Origin of the sequence: Psychrobacter sp. AOP30-A2-5, assembly GCF_052378115.1 — a bacterium.
GTDB lineage: Bacteria > Pseudomonadota > Gammaproteobacteria > Pseudomonadales > Moraxellaceae > Psychrobacter.
Map to the genome: position 1 here is coordinate 250,923 of NZ_JBQSXK010000001.1, position 21,961 is coordinate 272,883.

At 42.4% G+C, this 21,961-nt stretch carries 21 protein-coding genes; 11 read left to right on the forward strand and 10 right to left on the reverse strand.

The genetic code is table 11. The annotated features are described in order from the left end of the window. The first annotated feature begins 356 nt into the window (after positions 1-356). From ACT3S4_RS01025 to ACT3S4_RS01055, 7 genes are all read left to right on the forward strand, one after another. Positions 357-2,090 carry an amidohydrolase gene (locus ACT3S4_RS01025; protein ID WP_444760222.1) on the forward strand — a complete coding sequence of 578 codons (1,734 nt, stop codon included), beginning with the start codon at positions 357-359 and terminating at the stop codon, positions 2,088-2,090. 135 nt (positions 2,091-2,225) lie between these two features. Continuing rightward, positions 2,226-3,182, forward strand: coding sequence for an alpha/beta fold hydrolase (locus ACT3S4_RS01030; protein WP_201560101.1), 957 nt, complete (start codon positions 2,226-2,228; stop codon positions 3,180-3,182). 143 nt (positions 3,183-3,325) lie between these two features. After that, on the forward strand, positions 3,326-4,147 hold the full coding sequence (gene dapD, locus ACT3S4_RS01035) for a 2,3,4,5-tetrahydropyridine-2,6-dicarboxylate N-succinyltransferase (protein ID WP_444760223.1): 822 nt from the start codon (positions 3,326-3,328) through the stop codon (positions 4,145-4,147). Positions 4,148-4,388: 241 nt separating this feature from the next. Then, positions 4,389-5,120, forward strand: coding sequence for a 7-carboxy-7-deazaguanine synthase QueE (queE, locus tag ACT3S4_RS01040; protein ID WP_444760224.1), 732 nt, complete (start codon positions 4,389-4,391; stop codon positions 5,118-5,120). Between the two features lie 61 nt (positions 5,121-5,181). Beyond that, entirely contained in the window at positions 5,182-6,336 is a 1,155-nt protein-coding gene (locus ACT3S4_RS01045) for a multidrug resistance efflux transporter family protein (RefSeq protein WP_444760225.1), read from the forward strand. A 106-nt stretch (positions 6,337-6,442) separates the two neighbouring features. Then, entirely contained in the window at positions 6,443-7,078 is a 636-nt protein-coding gene (locus ACT3S4_RS01050) for a trimeric intracellular cation channel family protein (RefSeq protein ID WP_201539950.1), read from the forward strand. A gap of 112 nt (positions 7,079-7,190) precedes the next feature. Beyond that, complete coding sequence (locus ACT3S4_RS01055; RefSeq protein WP_087815759.1) at positions 7,191-7,856, forward strand: trimeric intracellular cation channel family protein; 666 nt, start codon at positions 7,191-7,193, stop codon at positions 7,854-7,856. 73 nt (positions 7,857-7,929) lie between these two features. Here ACT3S4_RS01055 and recJ read toward each other — a convergent pair whose 3' ends face one another. Beyond that, positions 7,930-9,759, reverse strand: coding sequence for a single-stranded-DNA-specific exonuclease RecJ (gene recJ / locus ACT3S4_RS01060; RefSeq protein ID WP_444760226.1), 1,830 nt, complete (start codon positions 9,757-9,759; stop codon positions 7,930-7,932). Positions 9,760-10,079: 320 nt separating this feature from the next. Here recJ and ACT3S4_RS01065 point away from each other — a divergent pair, with 320 nt between their 5' ends. Beyond that, positions 10,080-10,595: a hypothetical protein gene (locus tag ACT3S4_RS01065; RefSeq protein WP_055123847.1), complete on the forward strand. Its 516-nt coding sequence runs from the start codon at positions 10,080-10,082 to the stop codon at positions 10,593-10,595. Between the two features lie 109 nt (positions 10,596-10,704). Here ACT3S4_RS01065 and ACT3S4_RS01070 read toward each other — a convergent pair whose 3' ends face one another. After that, positions 10,705-11,019: a hypothetical protein gene (locus tag ACT3S4_RS01070; protein ID WP_201560107.1), complete on the reverse strand. Its 315-nt coding sequence runs from the start codon at positions 11,017-11,019 to the stop codon at positions 10,705-10,707. 204 nt (positions 11,020-11,223) lie between these two features. Here ACT3S4_RS01070 and ACT3S4_RS01075 point away from each other — a divergent pair, with 204 nt between their 5' ends. Together ACT3S4_RS01075 and ACT3S4_RS01080 are read left to right on the forward strand one after the other, a co-directional pair. Then, positions 11,224-11,457 (forward strand): hypothetical protein, encoded by a 234-nt coding sequence (locus ACT3S4_RS01075; protein WP_201560108.1) that lies wholly within the window; start codon positions 11,224-11,226, stop codon positions 11,455-11,457. Between the two features lie 196 nt (positions 11,458-11,653). Continuing rightward, complete coding sequence (locus ACT3S4_RS01080) at positions 11,654-12,043, forward strand: hypothetical protein (protein WP_201539954.1); 390 nt, start codon at positions 11,654-11,656, stop codon at positions 12,041-12,043. Between the two features lie 152 nt (positions 12,044-12,195). On the opposite strand, the gene ACT3S4_RS01085 is transcribed toward ACT3S4_RS01080, so the two are convergent. The 4 genes from ACT3S4_RS01085 to uvrB all read right to left on the reverse strand — a co-directional run bounded on the left by ACT3S4_RS01085 (position 12,196) and on the right by uvrB (position 17,867). Beyond that, positions 12,196-12,573, reverse strand: a complete 378-nt coding sequence (locus ACT3S4_RS01085; RefSeq protein WP_087815765.1) for a hypothetical protein — start codon at positions 12,571-12,573, stop codon at positions 12,196-12,198. 278 nt (positions 12,574-12,851) lie between these two features. Next, complete coding sequence (locus ACT3S4_RS01090) at positions 12,852-13,904, reverse strand: pyridoxal phosphate-dependent aminotransferase (RefSeq protein ID WP_444760227.1); 1,053 nt, start codon at positions 13,902-13,904, stop codon at positions 12,852-12,854. A 547-nt stretch (positions 13,905-14,451) separates the two neighbouring features. Then, a complete protein-coding gene (locus tag ACT3S4_RS01095; protein WP_444760228.1) occupies positions 14,452-15,516 on the reverse strand; it encodes a pyridoxal phosphate-dependent aminotransferase in 1,065 nt (354 codons plus the stop codon). A 239-nt stretch (positions 15,517-15,755) separates the two neighbouring features. Further along, on the reverse strand, positions 15,756-17,867 hold the full coding sequence (gene uvrB / locus ACT3S4_RS01100) for an excinuclease ABC subunit UvrB (protein WP_444760229.1): 2,112 nt from the start codon (positions 17,865-17,867) through the stop codon (positions 15,756-15,758). 371 nt (positions 17,868-18,238) lie between these two features. On the opposite strand from uvrB, the gene dps reads away from it, so the two are divergent. Next, positions 18,239-18,721 carry a DNA starvation/stationary phase protection protein Dps gene (dps, locus tag ACT3S4_RS01105; protein ID WP_045445281.1) on the forward strand — a complete coding sequence of 161 codons (483 nt, stop codon included), beginning with the start codon at positions 18,239-18,241 and terminating at the stop codon, positions 18,719-18,721. 177 nt (positions 18,722-18,898) lie between these two features. On the opposite strand, the gene ACT3S4_RS01110 is transcribed toward dps, so the two are convergent. The 4 genes from ACT3S4_RS01110 to ACT3S4_RS01125 all read right to left on the reverse strand — a co-directional run bounded on the left by ACT3S4_RS01110 (position 18,899) and on the right by ACT3S4_RS01125 (position 21,932). Further along, a complete protein-coding gene (locus tag ACT3S4_RS01110) occupies positions 18,899-19,606 on the reverse strand; it encodes a DUF2059 domain-containing protein (RefSeq protein ID WP_444760230.1) in 708 nt (235 codons plus the stop codon). Between the two features lie 15 nt (positions 19,607-19,621). Then, positions 19,622-20,743: a cation diffusion facilitator family transporter gene (locus tag ACT3S4_RS01115; RefSeq protein WP_444760231.1), complete on the reverse strand. Its 1,122-nt coding sequence runs from the start codon at positions 20,741-20,743 to the stop codon at positions 19,622-19,624. 106 nt (positions 20,744-20,849) lie between these two features. Continuing rightward, entirely contained in the window at positions 20,850-21,395 is a 546-nt protein-coding gene (locus ACT3S4_RS01120; RefSeq protein WP_055123836.1) for an acyl-CoA thioesterase, read from the reverse strand. Between the two features lie 126 nt (positions 21,396-21,521). Further along, positions 21,522-21,932: a DUF2177 family protein gene (locus ACT3S4_RS01125; protein WP_444760232.1), complete on the reverse strand. Its 411-nt coding sequence runs from the start codon at positions 21,930-21,932 to the stop codon at positions 21,522-21,524. Positions 21,933-21,961 lie beyond the last annotated feature (29 nt).

A 21,961-nucleotide genomic window follows, 5' to 3' on the forward strand; every position in this document is an offset into this window, starting at 1 on the left:
GAAACGGTATTGACAACTAATATCGTGATTTTCGTCTTTTATGCCAAATGAGCATGACGTCTCGTAGGATGTCATACATCACTTCTCAATTTGGCTTTTAAGATACTATATTTGGCAGCTTTATAGATCGACCTTCTCATCCAATTGGCAATACCACATTTGTCAGTGCAAAACTCTTAAATAGCATTGACCGTACAAGGCTTTATCGCTAAATTGGTTGCAATATTCCTATCTTTTAAAACAACAGTCACTGATAAAATATGAATACTTTTAGAATATAGAAAGCCCACCACGTCCCAATGCTTATGACACACGGATGTAAGCATCAAATCACCTTTAAGGATAACGTAATGAATATGAGCACATTACTAAAACCAACTGTACTGAGCATTGGATTAATGAGTGTCATAGGTTGCACTACCATGCAGACCGCGCCCAAGGATATGAGCAACTCAGCAACTGTCTATTACAATGGCAACATCATCACGATGGAGGGCGATCAGCCACAAATGGCTGAAGCCTTAGTCACCCAAGCGGGCAAGATTGCCTATGTGGGCAATTTACAAGAGGCGCAATCGAAATATAAAAATGCCGCGCAGATTAATCTACAAGATAAAACCTTATTACCCAGCTTTATCGATCCGCACAGTCATTTTGATATGGTGTCAAACACCATGGGTCAGGTCAATCTCAACCCGCCGCCCATCGGTCAAGTCGATAGTATTCCAAAAATGATGCAAACGCTAAAAGAGTATAAAGTGGACAATAACATTGCTGATGGCGACTGGATCTTTGGTTGGGGTTATGATGAAACTCAGCTCGCCGAGGGGCGTCATCCGACCAAAAGCGAGATTGATAAAGTACTGCCAAACAATCCAGTGTATTTACAACACACAAGTGGTCACATGGGCGTCGCAAACAGCAAGGCGCTTGCCATGATGAACATCACTGCTGACAGTAAAAATCCAGCAGGCGGTAATATTGCTCGAATTAAAGGCTCTAATGAACCAAACGGTCTCGTACAAGAAACGGCGATGTATCCGTTCATGCGCAATATGCTAGAAGTGTTAGCGCCGAATCAAGGCAAATTCTTTGAGCAGACGCAAGAGTATTATGCAAAGAATGGCATAACGACGGCACAAAATGGCTCAACGGCTCGAAACACCATTCAGTTTTTTCAAAAACAAGCCGATGCAGGTAAACTTAAAATTGACTTGGTCGCACTGGCAGGAGTGAGTGACTTAGATGAGAATTTGGCTGATAAAAACTTCGTATGGAAAACCTATCAAAATGGTTTTAAAGTACAGGGTACCAAAATCGTCGCAGATGGCTCGCCACAAGGCAAGACCGCCTATTTTAGCCAACCTTATCTCACACCAGTTCCAGATTGTGAAAAGGACTGCCGTGGTCTACCAAGTGTCAGCCAAGATGAGCTGAACGAGATGTTTGTCAAAGCCTATGCTCGTGACAATCAGCTCTTTATTCATAATAATGGTGATGGCGCAACCGATATGCTCATCAAGGCACACGAGTATGCCGTCAAAAAGACTGGTCAAGCAGCTGATAAAGATCGCCGTACTGTGCCCATCCATGCTCAATTTGCCCGACCTGATCAGCTAGCAGCATTCAAAAAATACAATATGGTGCCGTCCTTCTTTACCAACCATACTTACTTTTGGGGAGATGTACACGTTAAAAACTTAGGTAAAAAACGTGCCGACTTTTCAAGCCCGATTGCCACTGCTGATAGAATGGGACTTAGATACACCAATCACTCTGATGACACAGTGACACCTGTTGACCCGCTATTTACAGTCTGGTCAGCAGTCAATCGCACTTCGCGCTCAGGTAAAATCATTGGTAAAAATGAGCGAGCGACGCCGTATCAAGCGTTAAAAGCCATTACCAGCAATGCTGCTTATGAGTATTTTGAAGAAGACAGCAAAGGCACTTTGACGCCAGGGAAACTGGCTGATTTGGTTATCTTGGATGCCAACCCATTAACCATAGAGGCAAGCAAGCTCAAAGACATCAAAGTCATCACAACCATTAAAGAAGGTCAAACGATTTACCAACGTCCAGTACAATAGTTCATGGTAAGCGCCGTATAATAAGCCAAATTTTAGCAGGCGATTTCAAATCATCATGCCTGCTATTCATTAAGATGATGAACCGTTAAAGCTATTTATTAAAAACATTCATTAAAACTGTTTAAGGAACCCTATATGAGTATCAACACCGATACAGGTAACGACCACATTCTCTCCTCCGATAATATTCATTACTTGCATCATAGTTTTTTTGAACCAAGCCATGAAAACACAGCGGTAAAAGCCACATTACTAATTGTTCATGGTATGGCAGAGCATAGCGGACGTTACGCAGACTTCGCTCAGTTTTTAGCGGATAATGGTATCGCAGTGGCAACTTATGACCATTTGGGACATGGAAAGACCGTCAAAACATCAGCAGATTTAGGTTTTTTTGGTGAAGAGCATCCAGTACAGTCCCTGCTAAAAGACGTCATTGTCATGGCAGATAGCTTAAAAAACCGCCATCCTGACGTGCCACACTTTGTAATGGGTCATTCTATGGGCTCGTTTATTGTGCGTAATGTCCTAAAGCACCATGCACACAATTTTACAGGTGCTATTTTGATGGGTACAGCAGATGCCAACCCCTTGACTAAAGTGCTACTCCCAGTCAATAAAATACTGGCAAAAGTAGCCCCTAAAAAACCAAATGCAATGTTTGCCAAGGTGATGAATAAAGTCTTGAATAGTAAGCTTGAAGATCGCATCTCTTCATCAGAATTTGCATGGTTAACTGAAAACCCTGCCGCCATTGAAGCCTATGAAGCAGATCCACTGACGGGATTTGATTTCACCAATAATGGCTTTATGACACTATTCTTTCTGATGGAAACTGGCTTAAACAAAGGCTGGGCAATGACTATCCCAAAAAACTTCCCGATGCTATTTATCAGCGGCGAAGATGATCCTATTGGAGATATGGGCAACGGTATCCGCAAAATTGTCACGCGCTTAAACAAGCAAAACTTCAGTCAGGTAGATATCCAACTCTATCCAAATATGCGTCATGAGCCTTTGCATGAAAAAGACCATCAAACCGTTTATGAAGATATCTTAGAATGGATAGAAAGCCATAGCTCAGGCAATTAACAGCAGCGCTCATCTTGGCAGTTAACTCGTTTGCTAAAAGTCGCCAAATTAGCGACAATACGGCAAGCAAGTTTTTACGCCAAGTCATGCGAGTTATTTAACGATAATATATGCTTTACCTTCCACTAACTTTAGGAACCTTTATGTCATTACAACAAACCATCGAACAAGCCTTTGAAAAACGCAACGAATACAGCCCAAGCACGATGCCACAGGACGTGCGTGATGCTATTAATCAAGTACTTGAGCAATTAGATAACGGCACATTGCGCGTTGCAGAAAAAAAGGATGGCGAATGGGTCGTGAACCAGTGGGCAAAAAAAGCCGTTTTGCTCTCTTTTCGCTTAAACGACAACTATGTTCAGGCAGCGGGCGAACATGTGCAATTCTATGACAAAGTGCCGACTAAGTTTGCCAACTGGACCGAAGCACAGTTCAAAGAATCAGGCGTACGTGTTGTACCACCCGCTGTTGCTCGTAAAGGCTCGTTCATCGCAGCAGGTGCGGTATTGATGCCATCGTATGTCAACATCGGCGCGTATGTCGATCAAGGCGCGATGGTAGATACGTGGGCGACCGTGGGTTCATGTGCCCAAATTGGTAAAAACGTCCATTTATCAGGTGGCGTTGGTATCGGCGGCGTATTAGAGCCATTGCAAGCGAATCCAACAATCATTGAGGACAACTGCTTCATCGGTGCACGTTCTGAAATCGTTGAAGGCGTAATCGTCGAAGAAGGTGCTGTTATCTCGATGGGTGTATTTATTGGTCAATCAACGCGCATTTATGATCGCGAAACGGGTGAGATTCATCGTGGCCGTGTACCAGCAGGCTCTGTTGTCGTACCGGGTAGCTTGCCATCAGAAGATGGTACGTATAGCTTATATGCTGCTATCATCGTCAAAAAAGTCGATGCACAAACCCGCGCTAAAACATCAGTCAATGAGCTATTGCGTTTAGCTTAGTATTTTTAATACTTAGAGTCTCGTACCCAAACCGTACGGACAGCGACAGATCCTCTTTATTAAAGACGCTGAAGAAAACTTCAGCGTCTTTTTTGCAGCTTAATAGAGGGTGGTGCGTTATAATCCCTTTTTTTGGTTTGGCTTTATCCAAACGCAAAACGCCCATACCAGAACCTGCCTTTTTATTACGATTGATAAATGCCTCATCCCATTAGCAATCTTTAACTGTATTTGACATATTATGAGTGAATCACTATTACGCACCGCCGCCATTCCTGTCACTGATCCTGAAGCCGGTCTACGTTTGACAGAAATTTTTTATTCTTTGCAAGGTGAAGCGCTGACCTCAGGCTTGCCAACGATATTTGTACGCTTGACCGGCTGTCCACTTCGCTGTGTCTATTGCGATACTGAATACGCCTTTACTGGCGGCGAGCGGCAGTCGCTAGAAACCATTATAGAGACCATCAAAAGCTATCCTTGCAAGCGTATTTGTCTGACTGGCGGCGAGCCTTTAGCTCAGCCGAACGCCATTGAACTAATGAAGCGCTTACTGAGCGACGGTTATGAAATCTCGCTTGAAACCGCAGGCGCGCTCACGGTAGCAAACGTGCCAACAGCAGTCAGTAAAGTCATGGATCTCAAAACGCCAAGCTCAGGTGAAGTCGATAAAAACCTATGGTCAAACCTCACTCACCTCACTCAGCATGACCAAATTAAATTTGTCATCATGAATCGTGAAGATTACGACTGGGCGAAAGCCATGTTGATCGAGCATGAGCTAAACGATTTGGTCGGAACGGTTTGGTTCTCTCCGATGTTTAATGTCGCAGAGGATATCGACGACGAAGTCAGCCCCGATGTACCTGTGTTGGCGCGCGAACTTGCAGAATGGATGTTGGCTGACGCGCTGCCCGTACGCTTCCAATTGCAACTGCATAAAATCATCTGGGCAGATGCTAAAGGCAAATAATAGTCCAATCATCTAAACGGATATTCAACATAAATAGCGACCCAAGGATAGGAATATAGGTATGGTCAAACTCATTTTATTGGGCTTATTATCGGGAGCATTTTTTAGCTCGACGTTTGTGTTAAACGAAGTTATGAGTGCGGCTGGTGGGCATTGGTTTTGGTCAGCTAGCCTTCGCTATGCATTTATGTGGCTAATACTCACGGCTATTATAATTATGCAGCATGGTTTTGGGCGTATTACGGAGCTGATGACTATATTCCGTCAACATTGGGGCTTTTGGTGTATTACGGGCAGTATAGGTTTTGGAATTTTTTATACAGGAATATGCTACGCGGCTGATCATGTCGCAGGCTGGGTAGTCGCCGCGACTTTTATGTTTACCGTGGTTGCAAGCCTACTCGTTTTGCTAGCATTCGGACAACGTTTTGATAAAAAATTCATTGCATATGCGTTATTAGTATTTGCTGGCGTGGTACTGGTCAATATTAGTGAAGGGCTGCATGCTGCTTCTTTGCTAGATGCTGATGCAGTGCCTATGAAAGATATGCTGCTTTATGGTGCCGTGCCTGCCCTAATAGCCGCCTTTAGCTATCCCATTGGTAATCAGTTGGTTTGGCAGGTATCTTACAACGCTCGCAAGCGTAGTGCCGAGCCTACTAGCACTCAAAAAAGTGATATCCAAGCCAACGAGATTAGTAAAAAAACCACCTCACTTATTACAGAAGCACCTGCATTGTCAGCTGATATGACTTATACGGCGGACGCGGTCGATTCCTTAAACCTTAACCACCCCACTCAAACCTTGCCGAGCTCTTTGCTGCAAACTTTAATCGCACGTATACCTGCTATCAAAACTACCCTCCTACAAAATGCCTTTAACAAAGTATGGTTAATGACCTTGGGCAGTCTGCCATTTTGGTTGGTTTTGGGTCTTGTCGTTCATCCGGATTTGCCTGATACTAAACAGGTATTCAATACCTTACTTGTGGCTTTATTGGCAGGTGTGGCGGCAACCAGTATCTTTTTATATGCCCGTGAAAAAGCGGAAACTTCAAGCGAAGTGGCTGGGGTTGATGCCACTCAGGCAAGTGAAGTGATATTTGCCTTAATTGGCGGTATGCTATTGCTCAATAATACCCTGCCATCAGCGATGGGCTTAATAGGTATTGCTCTGATTATCGTTGGGCTTATTCTATTTGCAAAAGATGGCTAAACTACTACCTAAAATTAGGTTAACTCTATTTAAATTATTGATATAAACACCTTCAAAACCAGCCCAGCCAATCTATTTTGATGGCCATTATATTGGTAATATAATCATGGTTAATGATTTAATTTTTCCTGATATTTTATTATATTTATTAGATATGGTTGGTGTGATTGCTTGTGCGATCGCAGGTACACTGCTGGCACAGCACAAAGGCTTTGATATTGCTGGCTGTATCTTGGTTGCGATGGTCAATGCTATCGGCGGCGGTACACTACGTGATATGGCGCTAGACCGTCATCCGCTCTTTTGGATGACTGACCTCAATTATGTGATCGTCATCACAGTGACATCGCTTATTTTACAAATATTCTTTCATCTGTATCATAAGATTGATAAGGCATTGAAGCTGTTCGATGCCATTGGGTTAGCGGCTTTTAGCGTGATTGGTTTTAAGATAGCATTGACACAAGATATGTCAGCTATTATCGCTATTATGATGGGGGTTTGGACGGCTATTATTGGTGGTCTGCTACGCGATATCATCTGTAATGAGATACCACTGTTACTTCAACGCGAGATTTATATCTCTGCTAGTATTGTAGGTTCGATCACTTATCTGCTGCTTGATCGTTTGGGTGTTAATGCTGGATTGAATGAATTTATTATGCTGGGCGTTATCTTTGCTGTACGGATGCTAGCATTGCGTTTTGATTGGCACCTGCCTTCTATACGTTTGGTGAAATAAGACCGATATATATGGTTTAAACACTAGGGCGTGTCCTCAATTCAATCGTTTACTTTCTAAATGGGCTAAAAATAATCAGACAATCATCATACAAACTTAGTGAGACTTGCTCATGCTGGCTATCGCATTGAACCCTTCAGCACTAATCACTACGTTTGACCCACGCTCTCTCATTTATCTTTTTGATATGATTGGTATTATCGCTTGTAGTATTTCAGGCACGATACTGGCAAAACACAAAAATTTCGATGTTTTTGGTTGTTTACTGGTGTCTATTGTCACCGCTATTGGTGGCGGTACTGTGCGTGATGTCATTTTAGATCGCCATCCATTATTTTGGATGGTGGATATGAGCTACCTGACTGTTATTACCATCTCTTCATTAGTGATGCAAATATTCTTTCACCCCAACTCTAAACGCGTTAATAAATTCCTCAAACTCTCAGATACTATTGGACTGTCAGTTTTTACCTTAATCGGTATCAAGGTTGCCGATAGTATGGGTGCAAATGTGCCCGTGGCATTATTACTTGGGGTGATTACCATTATTGTCGGCGGTATTATCCGCGATATGATCTGCAATGAGATTCCGCTGGTGTTGCAGCAAGAGATTTATATTTCGGCAGCCTTGGCTGGCGGCATCCTCTATTTCGCCCTACACAATCTGGGTGTGACAGCTTGGATTGCTGACATCGCTACTATGGGTACGATTTTTACCTTACGCATGCTCGCCATTCGTTATGACTGGCAGTTTCCAACCATCGAATGGAAATACTAAAAAAGCGTCAACCTTAAACAAAGTCGACGCTATATTTGATACTGGTTGAGTATCTTATAATAAGATAATGCCATCATTCCTGTACGACTGCTAAATCCCTTATCATCAACTGTAGACTTTGTTTGCCGTTCCACTCGTTGATGTCTAGCTGAAATAATACATGCACTTTTTCCGCACGATAATCCCATATCTCGCTATCAAAGTTAAAATAAATTGCTTCAATCGGATATTGCACATCAGGGTAACGCAGCGACAGTTTAAGGTGTTTGTCTTTTAATATCTTAAAGCTTAACACTTCAAAGACCCCGTCAAATATTGGCGGTGCAAAGCCATGACCCCAAATATTAGCATCAGCTAGGTGTTCAGCAAACCACAAGCTAAAGTCACTCGCCTGCAACGCGCCATCAGTGAATTTTTGCTCAGCAAACACTTCATTATCCATCTGTGCCATGACGTCATTAAAAGCCATAACAAACCCATCAAAGTTACGGCGTTTGATCGTTAAGCCTGCTGCCATCGCATGACCACCAAAATGACTGATTAAATCAGGATAGCGCTCGGCAACCTGTTCAATCGCATCACGAATGTGAACGCCAGCGATAGAACGCGCCGAGCCTTTGATAGGGTCATCTTCAGCGGTACGCTCTGTATCCGCGGGCGCAAAGACGATACTTGGCAAATAATGACTTTCTTTTAACCGTCCAGCGACGATGCCGATGACGCCTTGATGCCAATCATCTTGGTATAAAACGATACTGCGTTTATGATTATTATTCGTCTTTTTCTCAGATCTATTTTGAACAATAATATCCCCGCTTTCACGGTTATCCGCCGTAGCCTCATCGTCCATGTCTGTATCCGCAGCGGCTAATGTCTGTACGATGCTATCCGCTTGCGCGCGCATCTCGCCTTCTACCTGCCGACGCGTCCGGTTTAACTGCTCAAGCTCTTGCGCCAAACGCTGCGCCGTACTCCAGTCATCCGTCAACAAACACTCAATACCGATGCGCATATTGTCCATACGACCAGCGGCATTGATACGAGGTCCTAAGACAAACCCAAAATCCTGTGCCTGCAACTGCTTAGGATCTCGCCCTGCTTGTTCAAGGAGTGCCAAGATACCAAGCGAGCAGCGCCCTTGGCGGATAGCCGCCAGTCCATGATGCACTAAAATGCGATTGTTTTTATCAAGCACCCCAACGTCAGCAATCGTCCCTAATGCCACCAAATCCAAATATTGACTCACTTGCACGGTAGATTTACCAGCTTCGCGGCGCAGCTTGGCCAAGCGTCCAAGCACATAAAATGCCACGCCCACCCCTACGAGCGCTTTACTACTAAAGTGACAATCGAGCTGATTGGGATTAACCACAGCCTCCGCAGGCGGTGTTTCTTTAGTCGTCAAATGATGATCAGTAATAATCACGGTGATGCCATCGGCTTGCGCACGTGCCACGCCTTCATGGCTTGAGATACCGTTATCGACGGTCACTATCACCTCAGGATGATACTTCTCAATACCCAATTCGACAATTTCTGGTGTCAAACCATAGCCGTACTTAAAACGGTCGGGCACTAGAAAGTCAACGACTGCACCCATTTTTGTGAGCGCGCGCATCATTAATGCGGTGCTGGTCGCACCATCACAGTCAAAATCACCCACGATAAGGATACGCTGACCGTCATCAATGGCGACGTCTAATAGACGCACTGCTTCGGTAACACCATGCAGCATTTCGGCTGGCAATAGCGCAGAGAGTTGCGTCTCTAGCTCATCAGGCTGAGTAATGCCGCGACCTGCGTACAAGCGGGCAAGCGTCAATGATTGGGCGGCAAGTGGTTGCAGCGCAGCGGGCAACTCGTCGATGCGAGTACTGGTATAACGGGGGGTTAAATTTAGCATGTGCATATTCTACTGGCTTTAGCAGAGGGTCACAATGACAATTTTTGGCGGATTGGTTTATCTTTTTTTGTTGCAGCACATTGTGATAAGCCATAGTTTAATACTAGCATAGAGCAAATAATTCATACTCTGTGCATATAATATGCATAATATTTCATTTACAAAAACGGTGTATAGCGACTGCATTTTTCTGCATTTTGCTACAAAGCAATGATTGTATGCCGCTCAGAAATCCATAAAATGGTAAACAACTGAGATACTTGCTATCTATTAAGATTTTTTGTTTGATTTTTTATTTTAACCATTTATAAGGATGCTTTATGAAAACCACACCACTGGCTGAAAAACTACCAAATACTATTGACCCTAGCTTGGATCTCGAACAAGTAAAAAAGGAATGTCAAAAGTTGGTCAAAAAACGTGCCAAATATTCTGCTGGTGTTGCCATCGTTCCTGTACCATTTTTTGATGTCGCAGTAGACGCAGGTATGCTTACTCAACTATTACCTGACATTAGCGAGCGATTTGGCTTACTTGAAGACCGTAAGGCGGCAGTTGATTTAGAATCACGAGCCATTCATTGGGGCGCATTAAAAGATCGTACTGTCGATTTTGCAGGGTTGATGGCGACACGTGGTATTGTTAAAAAGACCGTACAAGGCTTCGGTGGTCGTATCGCTGCCAAGCAAGTAACGAAATTTATCCCATTAGGGGGTCAAATGGTTGCTGCTACAATGGGCTATATGATTTTCAAAAAAATCGCCAATGACCACATCAATGAGTGCTACAAGCTCGCAAAAGACATTCAGCAAAAGCAACACGGTAAGAATGTCTAAAACAGTTAAAAAACTGACATCAACTTTATAAAATAAAACCAGCTAAGAGCCATTGCCTTAGCTGGTTTTTTTGTGCTGAGCTACGCATATATGGGTTTAATTTTTCAATTTAATAACAGCCTTTTTCATAATACATCTCTAACTCAAAATACTCTATATCACTAATTATAATAAGGTTATCTGCATAAGGACGATACTTTCTAACCATTATTTTTGCCGCTGGTTTGTTCTTTATGAGAATGACGCCATCTTCGAGCCGAACATCGTTATCAAAACTAAATCCATCTCCCATGACTTTTGATGTAGAGCCTTTCCAATGACACTGCTGTACGTGATAATCAGACATCACATATACACTTCTTATAAAAAACAGGCTGGGTATCAAAGCAATTAAAAGACAGGGTATTGATAGCTTTTTATTCATTGAATCTCTAATTGAATTTAGGAAACCTATTTTGATGAAATAAATATTCCTGTCCATGTATGTTTCATGATATCTCGATGCATAGCATCAACAGTGGAAAATGGCAAAAACCACCACCAAATATAGCAATACTTCATGAACAATTCACCTGCCTTATTGATTAAAATCGTTAAAGTAAGATAAATTTTATTCATGGATTCTTGTATGCTGCACTTTAGCGTAGATAGTTATGAGCTAACCTCAACACTGATATTGCTATTGGGTTGCCTCATTCTTTTCATCGCCAGTATTTCTGCGGCGTTCAATGACTATTTTGATGCTTGTTCGTGGGAACACCTCACCACTTGGTTATTTATCGTCGGTGGTTTATTGATGATTATCGGCTATATTGGTTATAAAGCCTATGCATATTATTACCCTTATGCGCGGCTGGATTGATAACGTCAAGCTTTGATACAAAATGGCTTAATTCTGTGCTAGTAGTGGTTAATGATGTCATGCACTAATTTTGCTGATAATATACGACCTGCTGGGAGAAAATACATTTCAATTAGCAAACATCAACTCGTACCAAATGCCAGTTTCTATTAAGCATAAACCTTCAAACCAATAAAAATCTTAAAGGATCAGACCCATGAAAAAAATCTTAATATCAACGGCTATGCTCGCTACCCTCGCTCTATCTGGATGCACAACGACTGATGGCATGAATAATAATGCAGGTACTGCTATCGGTACTGCCAATGAGATTGGTATGAATGTCTTTAAATCAGCGATTGATAACCAATGCCGCAGTCAGATTGAAAAGCAAACTGCTTGGCGTGTGGCTAGCGTGGCTATGACCGACACACAACAAGAAGCTGTAAAAAGTAATGTTTGTGGCTGCGTCAGTGAGCAAGCGCCGCAACAAGTGACGCTCGTTGAATTGGGTAATGCTGCTATCGATTCGCAATATCGCACACAGCTGGTCACGAAAGTCGTCGCAAAATCTCTACAAAGTTGCTATACCAGTTTTATGAAATAAAATATGATATATCTACTGATGTACAGTAGATATAGTTGTACAACATTCAAGTTTTAAGACATTAAAATAAAACCATAAAAAGGGTGCGTTATAAATAACGCACCCTTTTTATTGCTAAGTCTTTGTACCATCACTTATCTTATTAACTTGGCTTAGAACTTGTTTTTGTCAACTGGATTCTGTGACAAAGCTGCTGTAAAAGGCAGTATTTTACTGCGGCTAAAATACTTAGAAGAGCTATCAATAATCTTATCTACTTCTTTGATCAAATCATTAATAACGTCATCATAAACGCCATGATATAGTTCAGTTTCGAATGCCGTAAAGGGATGCTTACGCGATGCCGAGCCGACCTCTGTCACGCCTTGCTTACTATAAAAAATATCGACTCGACCATCACTGTTGAGTACACAGTTTAATACTCCGCCCTCCAGCTCCATCTCTACTCGCTCAGGCATAAAAATATAATCATCTACGTTGATGAGTTTTTTTTCTACTTCTCTCTTAAAAAATGATTTGATATCAAACATGGATATATTCCTGACCTTAAAATTATAATATACGTTAGCACGACTGATTTTACAGCCACTGTCCAGCATGTAATCTGCTGCTTGTTCGTTCGTGCTTTATGAATCAATACTATAAGATGACGTGATATTTTTTAAGACAGGATATGTAAAACTGCGTTTGATGTTGGTAAAAATAGAATGTTAGCTGTAGCTCCTTTATCCTATTGCAATAAAAAAGGGAAGCTGTGCACTAGGGCGTGTCCCCTTTTTTAATGATGGAACTACTCTATCTGGCTTAATCATACCCAGCCTTTCTCACGAAACGATTTCAACACCTCAACAAACGCTGCCATCTCATCAGGTCTGCCAAGCGTCAAACGATTAAAGCCAGTGACAGGCGAAAACTCGCGACCAACAGCGATGCCATGGTCGCACATTCTATCGATATAGGTTTGTACATCGCCTTTGATTTCGTGGAATATAAAGCTGGCTTGTGATGGTAAGTAGCGTAGTCCAAGCTCATCCAACGTCTGCTCAACCAGCTGACGCGATTGATTGGCAGTATGCAAACTCAACGCCAAAAACGCCTCATCATTCAAAGTTGCTATCGCGGCGACAGCACCAGACAGATTGGTGTTATCCACTGAGATAAACGCCTCTAGCTCAGTGATCATTTGCGGACTGGCAACGGCATAGCCGACACGCATACCTGCTAGCGCACACAGTTTGGAGAAAGTCCGAACCACGATAATATTGTCTGAGCGCTGCTCTCTTATCCACGCAATCCCACTCTCAAAACTTGGGTCAGTGACGTATTCTGAATAGGCTTCATCTAGCAAGAAAAAATGATGGTCTGGTGCCGTTCCTACCCACGATTTTAACTCATCTGTGTCAGTAATCGTCGCTGTAGGATTGTTGGGGTTGCAGAGATAAAATAAGCTTATACCATCAAAATCATTAGCCACTTTTTGCATATTTTGTAAATCAAAAGAATAGCTTTCAGGCATCAATGCTACTTTTACCACGGGCACATTGATAGAGGTTGCATATAGTTCCGCATAAGCAAAGGTTGGGTGCGGCACAATTACTTGAAAATTTCTGCCTTCTCTTAACGCTTTGTTTTGCAGCATTTGTACGACCGTGCGGATATTCTCACTGGAGCCACTGCCTAGAGATATTTGATTTTCAGTCACGTCATTAATTTTCGCAACTTTAGTGATTAAGGCTGCACGCTGGTCATCTGGATAACGAAAGCCGATATCTAAAGCATCGATAACCGCTTTTTTGGCAGAGTCTACCATACCCAGTGAGTTTTCGTTAGAGTTTAATTCTATTAATGGATTGGTAAGCACAATAGTAATACGCCTAATTGATACCCATACCAAATATGCGATGAACAATGTCAAACTCGCTCAGCCAGCGGACGTAGCACTTGCGCTCGTCTTTTTTGCTACTCTGATTATTTAGTAGGGTTTATATATGGATGGTAAGATGCATTCGGATAATAATGGTTATGGTAAGTGGCATTTACCCTGATTACAAGCGCTCTGAGCGATGAAACTCGTTAGCAGCTGTTATGAGTAAGATGCTCATTTATTGATAGTATCCGTTAAATAAAAGAGAGCCACCCTATAGGCAACTCACTTTGTAAAACTCTTAGCATTTTTGCTAATACTAGGGCATGTCCTCATTTCAAAAATGGTGATAAACATGAGGTAAATTGCCGTTAAACAAGGAAAGTAGCGCATATAATAGCAAGATATTAAGAAGCTATTTGACGATTTTTGGCAAAATTTAGCCATTTTTAGCCCATTTAGCAAGTAATCGATTGAATTGAGGACACGTCCTAGTCTTGTTAGTTTATCGATATTTCAAATTAGCAGTTTTCTAATGTACTACTTAGACCCAGCCTTTTTCACGGAACAGCTTTAATACTTTAATAAATGCTGCCATCTCATCAGGCGTGCCAAGTGTTAGACGGTTGAAACCTGTAACAGGTGGAAACTCGCGACCAACCTTGATGCCATGGTCACGCATTCTATCGATATAAGCTTTTAAATCACCTTTTATTTCATGAAAAATAAAATTGGTCTGTGAGGGTAAATAACGCAATCCAAGATCGTCCAATACTGCCTCAATCATCTGGCGCGACTGATTGGTATTGCGCAAACTTAGCGCTAAAAACTTGGCATCATTTAACGTCGCAATAGCAGCAACCGCACCTGACAAGTTGGTGTTGTCCATAGACATAAAAGCTTCGACACTCTCAATAGCTTGCGGGTTAGAAACTGCGTAGCCCACTCGCATACCTGCTAAGGCACATAGCTTTGAGAAAGTATGGATAACAATAAGATTGTCGGATAACCCTTGTTTCACCCACTCAATACCGCTCTCAAAGCTTGGATCTGACACATACTCCAAGTAAGCTTGATCTAGCAAGAAGTAATGGTTATCTGGTGCATTACTTACCCAAGTCTTAAGCTTTGACGTTGATGTAATGATGCCCGTTGGATTGTTCGGATTGCAAATATAAAGTAGGCTGATGCCATCAAAATCGTCAGCGGCTTTTTGTAGCTCATCAAAATCATAATCATAATCATAATCATAGTTTTCAGCGGTTAGTGGTATCTTGACCACAGGCACGCCAATGGAATTTGCATACATCTCTGCACAATCAAACGTTGGCACAGGAATCACCATTTGAAACTGCTTACCCTCTTTCAATGCTTTGTTTTGCAACATTTGTAAGGTAGCTCGAATATTTTCAGTCGAGCCATTGCCTAAGGAGATTTGGTTTTCTGCCACACCATGGATGGTGGCAATTTTGCTGATGAGCGCCGCGCGTGGATTATCTGGATAACGAAAGCCCTCACCTAAAGACTCTATAATGGCTTGTTTGGCAGAATCTGCCATACCTAGTGAGTTTTCATTCGCATTTAATTCTAAGAATTTATTATTTTGCATGATGGATTATGTGCCTTAACGTCCGTTGTTATAAGTTCATATTGCTCATTGATATCATATTAAGGGGCATTTGGTATAAACACAAGTTTTGATATTACCAATTATTAGTTATTAATAATCTCGAACAAAAGCGAGGTTGTTTTGCTGATAAGAAGACCATAAAAAAGGTGAGCTGCGCCATTAGCAACTCACCTTTTTGTTAGATACAAACTGATATTAACGGCAGTTCAAATAACCTATTAGATTAAGTGCGCCTTTAATTCGAGCACTTTATCACGCGTTTTTGCTGCATCTTCAAACTTCAAGTCACGCGACATTTGCTTCATCAGTTTCTCAAGACGGTTGATTTCTTTCGCCAGTAAATCAGGACTGCGTAAGATACTAATATCCACATCAGGCAAATTACTCTTGATAGGAATCACTTGATTGTCATTGGCATTCTGATCGTCACCCGTATCGATTTTATCGGTGATACTGCGACGCGCGCCTTTTGGGGTGATGTTGTGCTCAAGGTTAAATGCTACTTGTTTTTCGCGGCGACGGTCGGTCTCGTCTATCGCCTTTTGCATACTGTTGGTAATGCGATCAGCATAAAGGATAGCCTTACCATTGATGTGACGCGCAGCACGACCAATGGTCTGAATCAAAGCACGCTCAGAACGCAAGAATCCCTCTTTATCGGCATCAAATATCGCGACCAATGACACTTCTGGCATGTCTAGCCCTTCACGCAATAGGTTAATACCGACCAATACATCATGCACGCCAGTCCGCAACTCATGAATGATCTGCATACGCTCAACGGTATCGATGTCCGAATGCAGATAAGCAACTTTGACGTCGTATTCTTTTAGATAACTGGTCAAATCCTCTGACATACGCTTGGTCAAAGTGGTAATCAGTACGCGCTCATCTTTTTCTCGGCGCTTAGTAATCTCTGATAACACATCATCAACTTGCGTCAATACAGGACGAATCTCAATCTCAGGATCAATCAAACCCGTTGGACGGACGACTTGCTCAACGACTTGCTCACTATGCTCAAGCTCATATAATGCTGGTGTGGCACTCACATAAATAGTCTTAGGCTTGATACGCTCCCACTCTTCAAACTTCATCGGACGGTTGTTCATCGCGCTTGGCAGACGAAAGCCATAATTGACCAAATTTTCTTTACGCGATCTATCGCCTTTATACATTGCACCGATTTGCGAAACGGTGACGTGCGACTCATCAAGGAATAACAACGCATCCTCTGGAATATAATCAAACAAAGTCGGCGGTGCTTCCCCTGATGGACGACCAGACAGATGCTGCGAGTAGTTTTCGATACCGTTACAGTAACCGAGCTGTTGAATCATCTCAAGGTCATACTGAGTACGCTCTTTCAGACGCTGTGCTTCAATCAGTTTATTGTTTTCACGGAAATACTCCAGACGCGGCTCTAGCTCAGCACGAATGGTATGACTGGCAGCTTCCAGTTTATTACGCGGCGTCACATAATGCGATTTTGGATAGATAGTAATACGTGGCACGCTACGTACCGTCTTACCTGTTAATGGATCAAACCACGTGATTTTCTCCACTTCATTGTCAAATAAGTGCACACGTACCGCCAGCTGCTCAGACTCAGCAGGATAAATATCTAACAGCTCGCCACGCAGCCGATACGTACCGCGTCCAAAGTCTAGCTCATTGCGCGTATATTGCATTTCAACGAGGCGTTTAATGGTAGCAGTACGATCGATTTTGTCCCCAACGACGACGTGCAGCAGCATTTTTAGATAACTTTCTGGATCACCCAAACCATAGATGCAAGATACTGACGCCACAATGATGGCATCACGGCGCTCTAGTAAAGCGCGCGTGGCTGACAGACGCATCTGATCGATATGATCGTTGATGGCACTGTCTTTTTCGATAAAGGTATCGCTCGCTGCGACATACGCTTCCGGCTGATAGTAGTCGTAATAACTGACAAAATATTCAACCGCATTATTGGGAAAGAATGATTTAAATTCGCCATATAACTGTGCGGCAAGGGTCTTATTATGCGCCATGATAATGGTTGGACGCTGGGTCTCAGAGATGACCTTTGCCATGGTATAGGTCTTCCCAGAACCCGTCACACCCAATAATAACTGCTCATCCATACCAGAATTAATACCATTAACGAGCTTTTTAATTGCTTGCGGTTGATCGCCTGCTGGCTCAAATTCGGTAATCATCTCAAAGGCGCGACTGGATATTTGCGTACCAGACGCATTGACACCACTAATTTCAGCTTCGCCCTGTAGCTGAGTGGCCAATTGGTTTAACTGACGCGACGAGCGCGGTTCAGGCATTCGCATAATGGCTTTCTTCTTCTGAAGGTTTATAACAATGTGGGGTCTAAGCTAGGATTTTTAAAGGTAATTAAGGGTTTTATCTTGTCATCTTCTCTTACGATATTAGCATCTAGATATGACGTCACACGCCCTATTTATAACGAATAAATAGTACCTTCGTTATAAAAAACGCACACAGCATCCGCTAAATTTACAAAGCTTTTCATGATTAACAAACTCATTACACGACCACCTAATAAAGCCTAACGCTTGAGGCTTTCAATCTTCATTTAAGCTGCTATTATTTATAACGAATCAACAAGTAGTTCATTAGTAAGATACCAATAACAACAAATGAGATTTTCATTAAAATAATACACATAACGGAGTAGAACATGAGAGAACGTTACGCAAGTGGAATAGATGATGCAACCGCAAAGAAAATGATCGACTTATTGAACGCTAATCTAGCGAATCTCATTGATTTGAGTATGGACAGTAAGCAATGTCATTGGAATTTGCAAGGTACTGGCTTTATCGGTGTTCATCAGTTATTAGATGATACTTATGGTCGCTTGACTGAAGCTTATGATACGGTCGCTGAGCGTATTGTTATCCTTGGCGGTAAAGCCAATGGTATCTCTAAACGCGTCGTTGAGGACTCTATCTTAGAGACTTACCCTACTGATATCACTGACGTTGATCAGCATGTTCGTGAGCTTACCAATCGTTATAAGACCATTGCGGCATCATTGCGTGAAGGGATTGATGCTGCTGGTGATGCAGGTGATGAAGATACCGCTGACTTATTAACGGAAATAAGCCGTACGGTCGATAAAGATGCATGGTTCATCGGTGCCAACGCACCAAAGAAATAATATCTTTGTACTCAAACCAGTTATACCAATAAAACAGGTATATCAATAAGACAGTCTATATCAGCAAAAAAGGTCACTTTTATAGTGACCTTTTTTGTGCGTACTAATTTATGTGTAATAACTTTAAGATTCGCGCTCAGAAACGGGCTTTAAAGTAGCTAAATTGTCAGTTATTAGTTAAAAAACACCTTGGATTATTTGTTGCATCTGCGGTAAAAGCTCACCCAGCTGCGCCTCTGTCTCACTGGTATCCTCAGGCAAAGATTGCTTTAGAAATGCCGCTGTAATCTGTGGCTGTTTCGACAAGATACTTTGACCCATTACCGTATCATAAAAATCAATTTGAGCATCAACTTCCGCTTGCGTATAGTAAGTTTTTGCTGCGTTAATATATGCTTGCGTCAACGTCTGCTTGTCAGTAGCATTGCCTATACCATTGGTCATTATCTTGGCATATTGACCTAGCACTTTTTGAATCTGCTCTTGTAGCGCCTGTTGGCGTTTATTTAAGTTACCATCACCTACTGACTCAGTACGATTTTGCGTTTGTACATTGATAGCATCGATAGCCGCTTGTTGCCCGTTAACGATAGATTCTATTTGCTCATCAATATGCATCACTTCCATCAGCTTCACAATAGACGTATCTGTTGGGGAGATATTATTATTCATAAAAGCGGTATTGTTAATAGAAGCGCTATTCGCACTTATTCTATTGATACTTACTGTCTGCTGTTGAGCAGGCTCACTATGAATTACCAGCTCAGCCTGTGCTTGAGTCAGACTGGCTACTGCGCTAATAGTGATAACTGTCATACTTAATGAGCGAACCATGAGTGAACGCCCAACAGAGCTCTCTATAGCAGACTGAAGACTTAGTTTCATGTTAGTTTCTCTTTATCAGGCATCTTGATTATAACTATTGGGTAAGCTCAAAGTTTCAGCATTGGGTACAGATAATGTCAGGATAGCTTCCTGAAATAAAGGATTGGCACGGAACTGACTTTCAATAATTTCGAATTTTTGGGCAATCTCTTTTTCTTTTTGATTGCCAGCGATATCGACTGCTGCCACCATAAATATCTTTTTGGGTCCCACCCACTCCAAATGTAAGTACGACACACTATCGATATCTGGATGATTGAGTAACTCGGTCAATGCATAGCCATGTATCCTCTCTGATACTTTATAACCGACCAAAAAGTCACGGTTACGGCTAATTAAAAAAATGGCTACCGCACCTAATAATATTCCGACAATGATAGAGCCGAGCGCATCCCAAAACGGCTGTCCCGTATAAGCATGCATACCCATGGCAGCAGCAGCGACAACCAAGCCAATGACAGCTGCCAAGTCTTCAAAGAATACACCACGTAAAGTTGGGTTTGACGTATCGACCACATAGCCAATGGCGCTGACATTTATCGCTTCACCATGCTTTTTGCTTTGTAAGTAAGCTTGTCCTAACGAAAACCCTTCGAGCACAAACGCAATCGCCAATACAATAAAACCGATGGTATAGTTAGTCTCGCTTTCCGCAGCATTCCACTCGGTGATACCGGTATAAATGGAGACAATCGAACCTGCCATAAAGACACCAAAAGCGGCTATCATCGACCAGACATAAGCTTCTTTGCCATAGCCGAGGGGATGGCTTTCATCAGCAGGTTTGATCGCCTTTTTCTCGGCGACAATTAATAAAGTACCGTTACCTGCATCTGCCCACGAATGCGCTGACTCTGCGATCATAGAAGCAGAACCCGTCATAAATGCTGCAACCGTTTTGGCAATCGCAATGATAAGGTTGGCTCCAACAGCAATTAATACCGTCACCAATGAAGCGGAATGTTGCTTGTCTTTATTGGTTGTCGACTTAGCAGAACCGTCTAATACAGAGTGAGAATTACCATCAGAAGTGGTGTCTGTAATGAGCGTGCCAGCACCCCGAGCACGACTATTATGCGGCGCTGGCTGATGAGAAATAGCAGGAGGTGACTCGGCTTCCGATGGTTTTAAGCTCATAATAATCTCGATATAGGCTTTTTGAACGCAGATATGTATATATTTAACCAGATCAATAGACCGTATATTGAAAGCATTTTAACTGACTATACAGGGTCTATTCATCTTAACGATCATGAGAATTAGCCAGCTCACCAACCATATCCCCGATATCACAACTGGGTCGATGTGAGCTTTCCAGACGCAGGTTTTTACGCTCTAGTGCTGCATCAGCGCGGCATTGCTGCATGGGATTTTTGATATCAAGTGGCGGCGCAGGTGTGGGCTTGCCATTATCATCGATAGCGACCATCGTAAAATAGCAGCTGTTGGTATGGCGTACAGTACGGGCTCGAACGTCTTCTGCTTCGACGCGAATGCCGACCTCCATTGAAGTATTTCCCACATAATTAACACTTGCCGCAAAGGTAACCAATTCGCCAACATATATAGGCTCACGGAACATCACTTGGTCAACAGACAGCGTCACCACATAATTGCCGCTATAGCGACTGGCGCAAGCGTAAGCGACTTGATCTAGCATCTTAAGCAAATCACCACCATGCACATTGCCAATAAAATTCGCCATATCAGGCGTCATAAGTATCGACATATATAGCTCATGATTTAATGGGGCTTTTTTGGCAGTAGAGCTGGTATTGTATTGCGGCATAAAAATCCTTGAATGATTTAGGGCGTGTTGATAGTAAGTATCATTTATACAGCAGCTCACAAGAGAGCACAAACAGCACTCTGTCATTGAATGGTCTAGGTTATGTAAACCTTAAGCTATTTAACTTTAGCTCAACCAATGAAAACGATAAGCAAGCCAAGCAACAATGGCGCTCACTGAACCTGTCAAGATACCGCCCCAAGCAAAATCAACCAACGCTGTATCCAGTGTAAAGCCTTTGTACAACACTAAACTGGTAAAGTCATAAGTACCGTAAGCCATCAGCCCTATCAAGCCACCAAGCAAGAATATATGACCAATCGAAGCGCCTGCTTTGATTTGTGGATATAAAATCAAGACACAGAGAGCCAGTAGATAAAACATATAGAACACGCCAGCAGCAATCATGTTTGGCTCATCGGCAAGCAGATGCCCGATACGCTTTTCGTAAAATAAGCCCGTCATGGTCTTGAGCCAAACTGCGTCAATACCCAAAAATATAAGCACAGCAGCCAGATATATAAATACATAACCCATAACCACATCCTTTTAATTAGCGTTTTTTA

Bases quoted from the DNA above. Each gene is read 5' to 3' on its own strand.
- dapD (WP_444760223.1), top strand. From the start codon at position 3,326: ATGTCATTACAACAAACCATCGAACAAGCCTTTGAAAAACGCAACGAA.
- ACT3S4_RS01045 (WP_444760225.1), top strand. From the start codon at position 5,182: ATGGTCAAACTCATTTTATTGGGCTTATTATCGGGAGCATTTTTTAGC.
- ACT3S4_RS01110 (WP_444760230.1), bottom strand. From the start codon at position 19,606: ATGAAACTAAGTCTTCAGTCTGCTATAGAGAGCTCTGTTGGGCGTTCA.
- ACT3S4_RS01080 (WP_201539954.1), top strand. From the start codon at position 11,654: ATGAAAAAAATCTTAATATCAACGGCTATGCTCGCTACCCTCGCTCTA.
- uvrB (WP_444760229.1), bottom strand. From the start codon at position 17,867: ATGCGAATGCCTGAACCGCGCTCGTCGCGTCAGTTAAACCAATTGGCC.
- ACT3S4_RS01025 (WP_444760222.1), top strand. From the start codon at position 357: ATGAGCACATTACTAAAACCAACTGTACTGAGCATTGGATTAATGAGT.
- ACT3S4_RS01050 (WP_201539950.1), top strand. From the start codon at position 6,443: ATGGTTAATGATTTAATTTTTCCTGATATTTTATTATATTTATTAGAT.
- dps (WP_045445281.1), top strand. From the start codon at position 18,239: ATGAGAGAACGTTACGCAAGTGGAATAGATGATGCAACCGCAAAGAAA.
- ACT3S4_RS01095 (WP_444760228.1), bottom strand. From the start codon at position 15,516: ATGCAAAATAATAAATTCTTAGAATTAAATGCGAATGAAAACTCACTA.
- ACT3S4_RS01120 (WP_055123836.1), bottom strand. From the start codon at position 21,395: ATGCCGCAATACAATACCAGCTCTACTGCCAAAAAAGCCCCATTAAAT.
- ACT3S4_RS01125 (WP_444760232.1), bottom strand. From the start codon at position 21,932: ATGGGTTATGTATTTATATATCTGGCTGCTGTGCTTATATTTTTGGGT.
- ACT3S4_RS01115 (WP_444760231.1), bottom strand. From the start codon at position 20,743: ATGAGCTTAAAACCATCGGAAGCCGAGTCACCTCCTGCTATTTCTCAT.
- recJ (WP_444760226.1), bottom strand. From the start codon at position 9,759: ATGCTAAATTTAACCCCCCGTTATACCAGTACTCGCATCGACGAGTTG.
- ACT3S4_RS01070 (WP_201560107.1), bottom strand. From the start codon at position 11,019: ATGAATAAAAAGCTATCAATACCCTGTCTTTTAATTGCTTTGATACCC.
- ACT3S4_RS01085 (WP_087815765.1), bottom strand. From the start codon at position 12,573: ATGTTTGATATCAAATCATTTTTTAAGAGAGAAGTAGAAAAAAAACTC.
- ACT3S4_RS01065 (WP_055123847.1), top strand. From the start codon at position 10,080: ATGAAAACCACACCACTGGCTGAAAAACTACCAAATACTATTGACCCT.
- ACT3S4_RS01030 (WP_201560101.1), top strand. From the start codon at position 2,226: ATGAGTATCAACACCGATACAGGTAACGACCACATTCTCTCCTCCGAT.
- ACT3S4_RS01055 (WP_087815759.1), top strand. From the start codon at position 7,191: ATGCTGGCTATCGCATTGAACCCTTCAGCACTAATCACTACGTTTGAC.
- queE (WP_444760224.1), top strand. From the start codon at position 4,389: ATGAGTGAATCACTATTACGCACCGCCGCCATTCCTGTCACTGATCCT.
- ACT3S4_RS01075 (WP_201560108.1), top strand. From the start codon at position 11,224: ATGCTGCACTTTAGCGTAGATAGTTATGAGCTAACCTCAACACTGATA.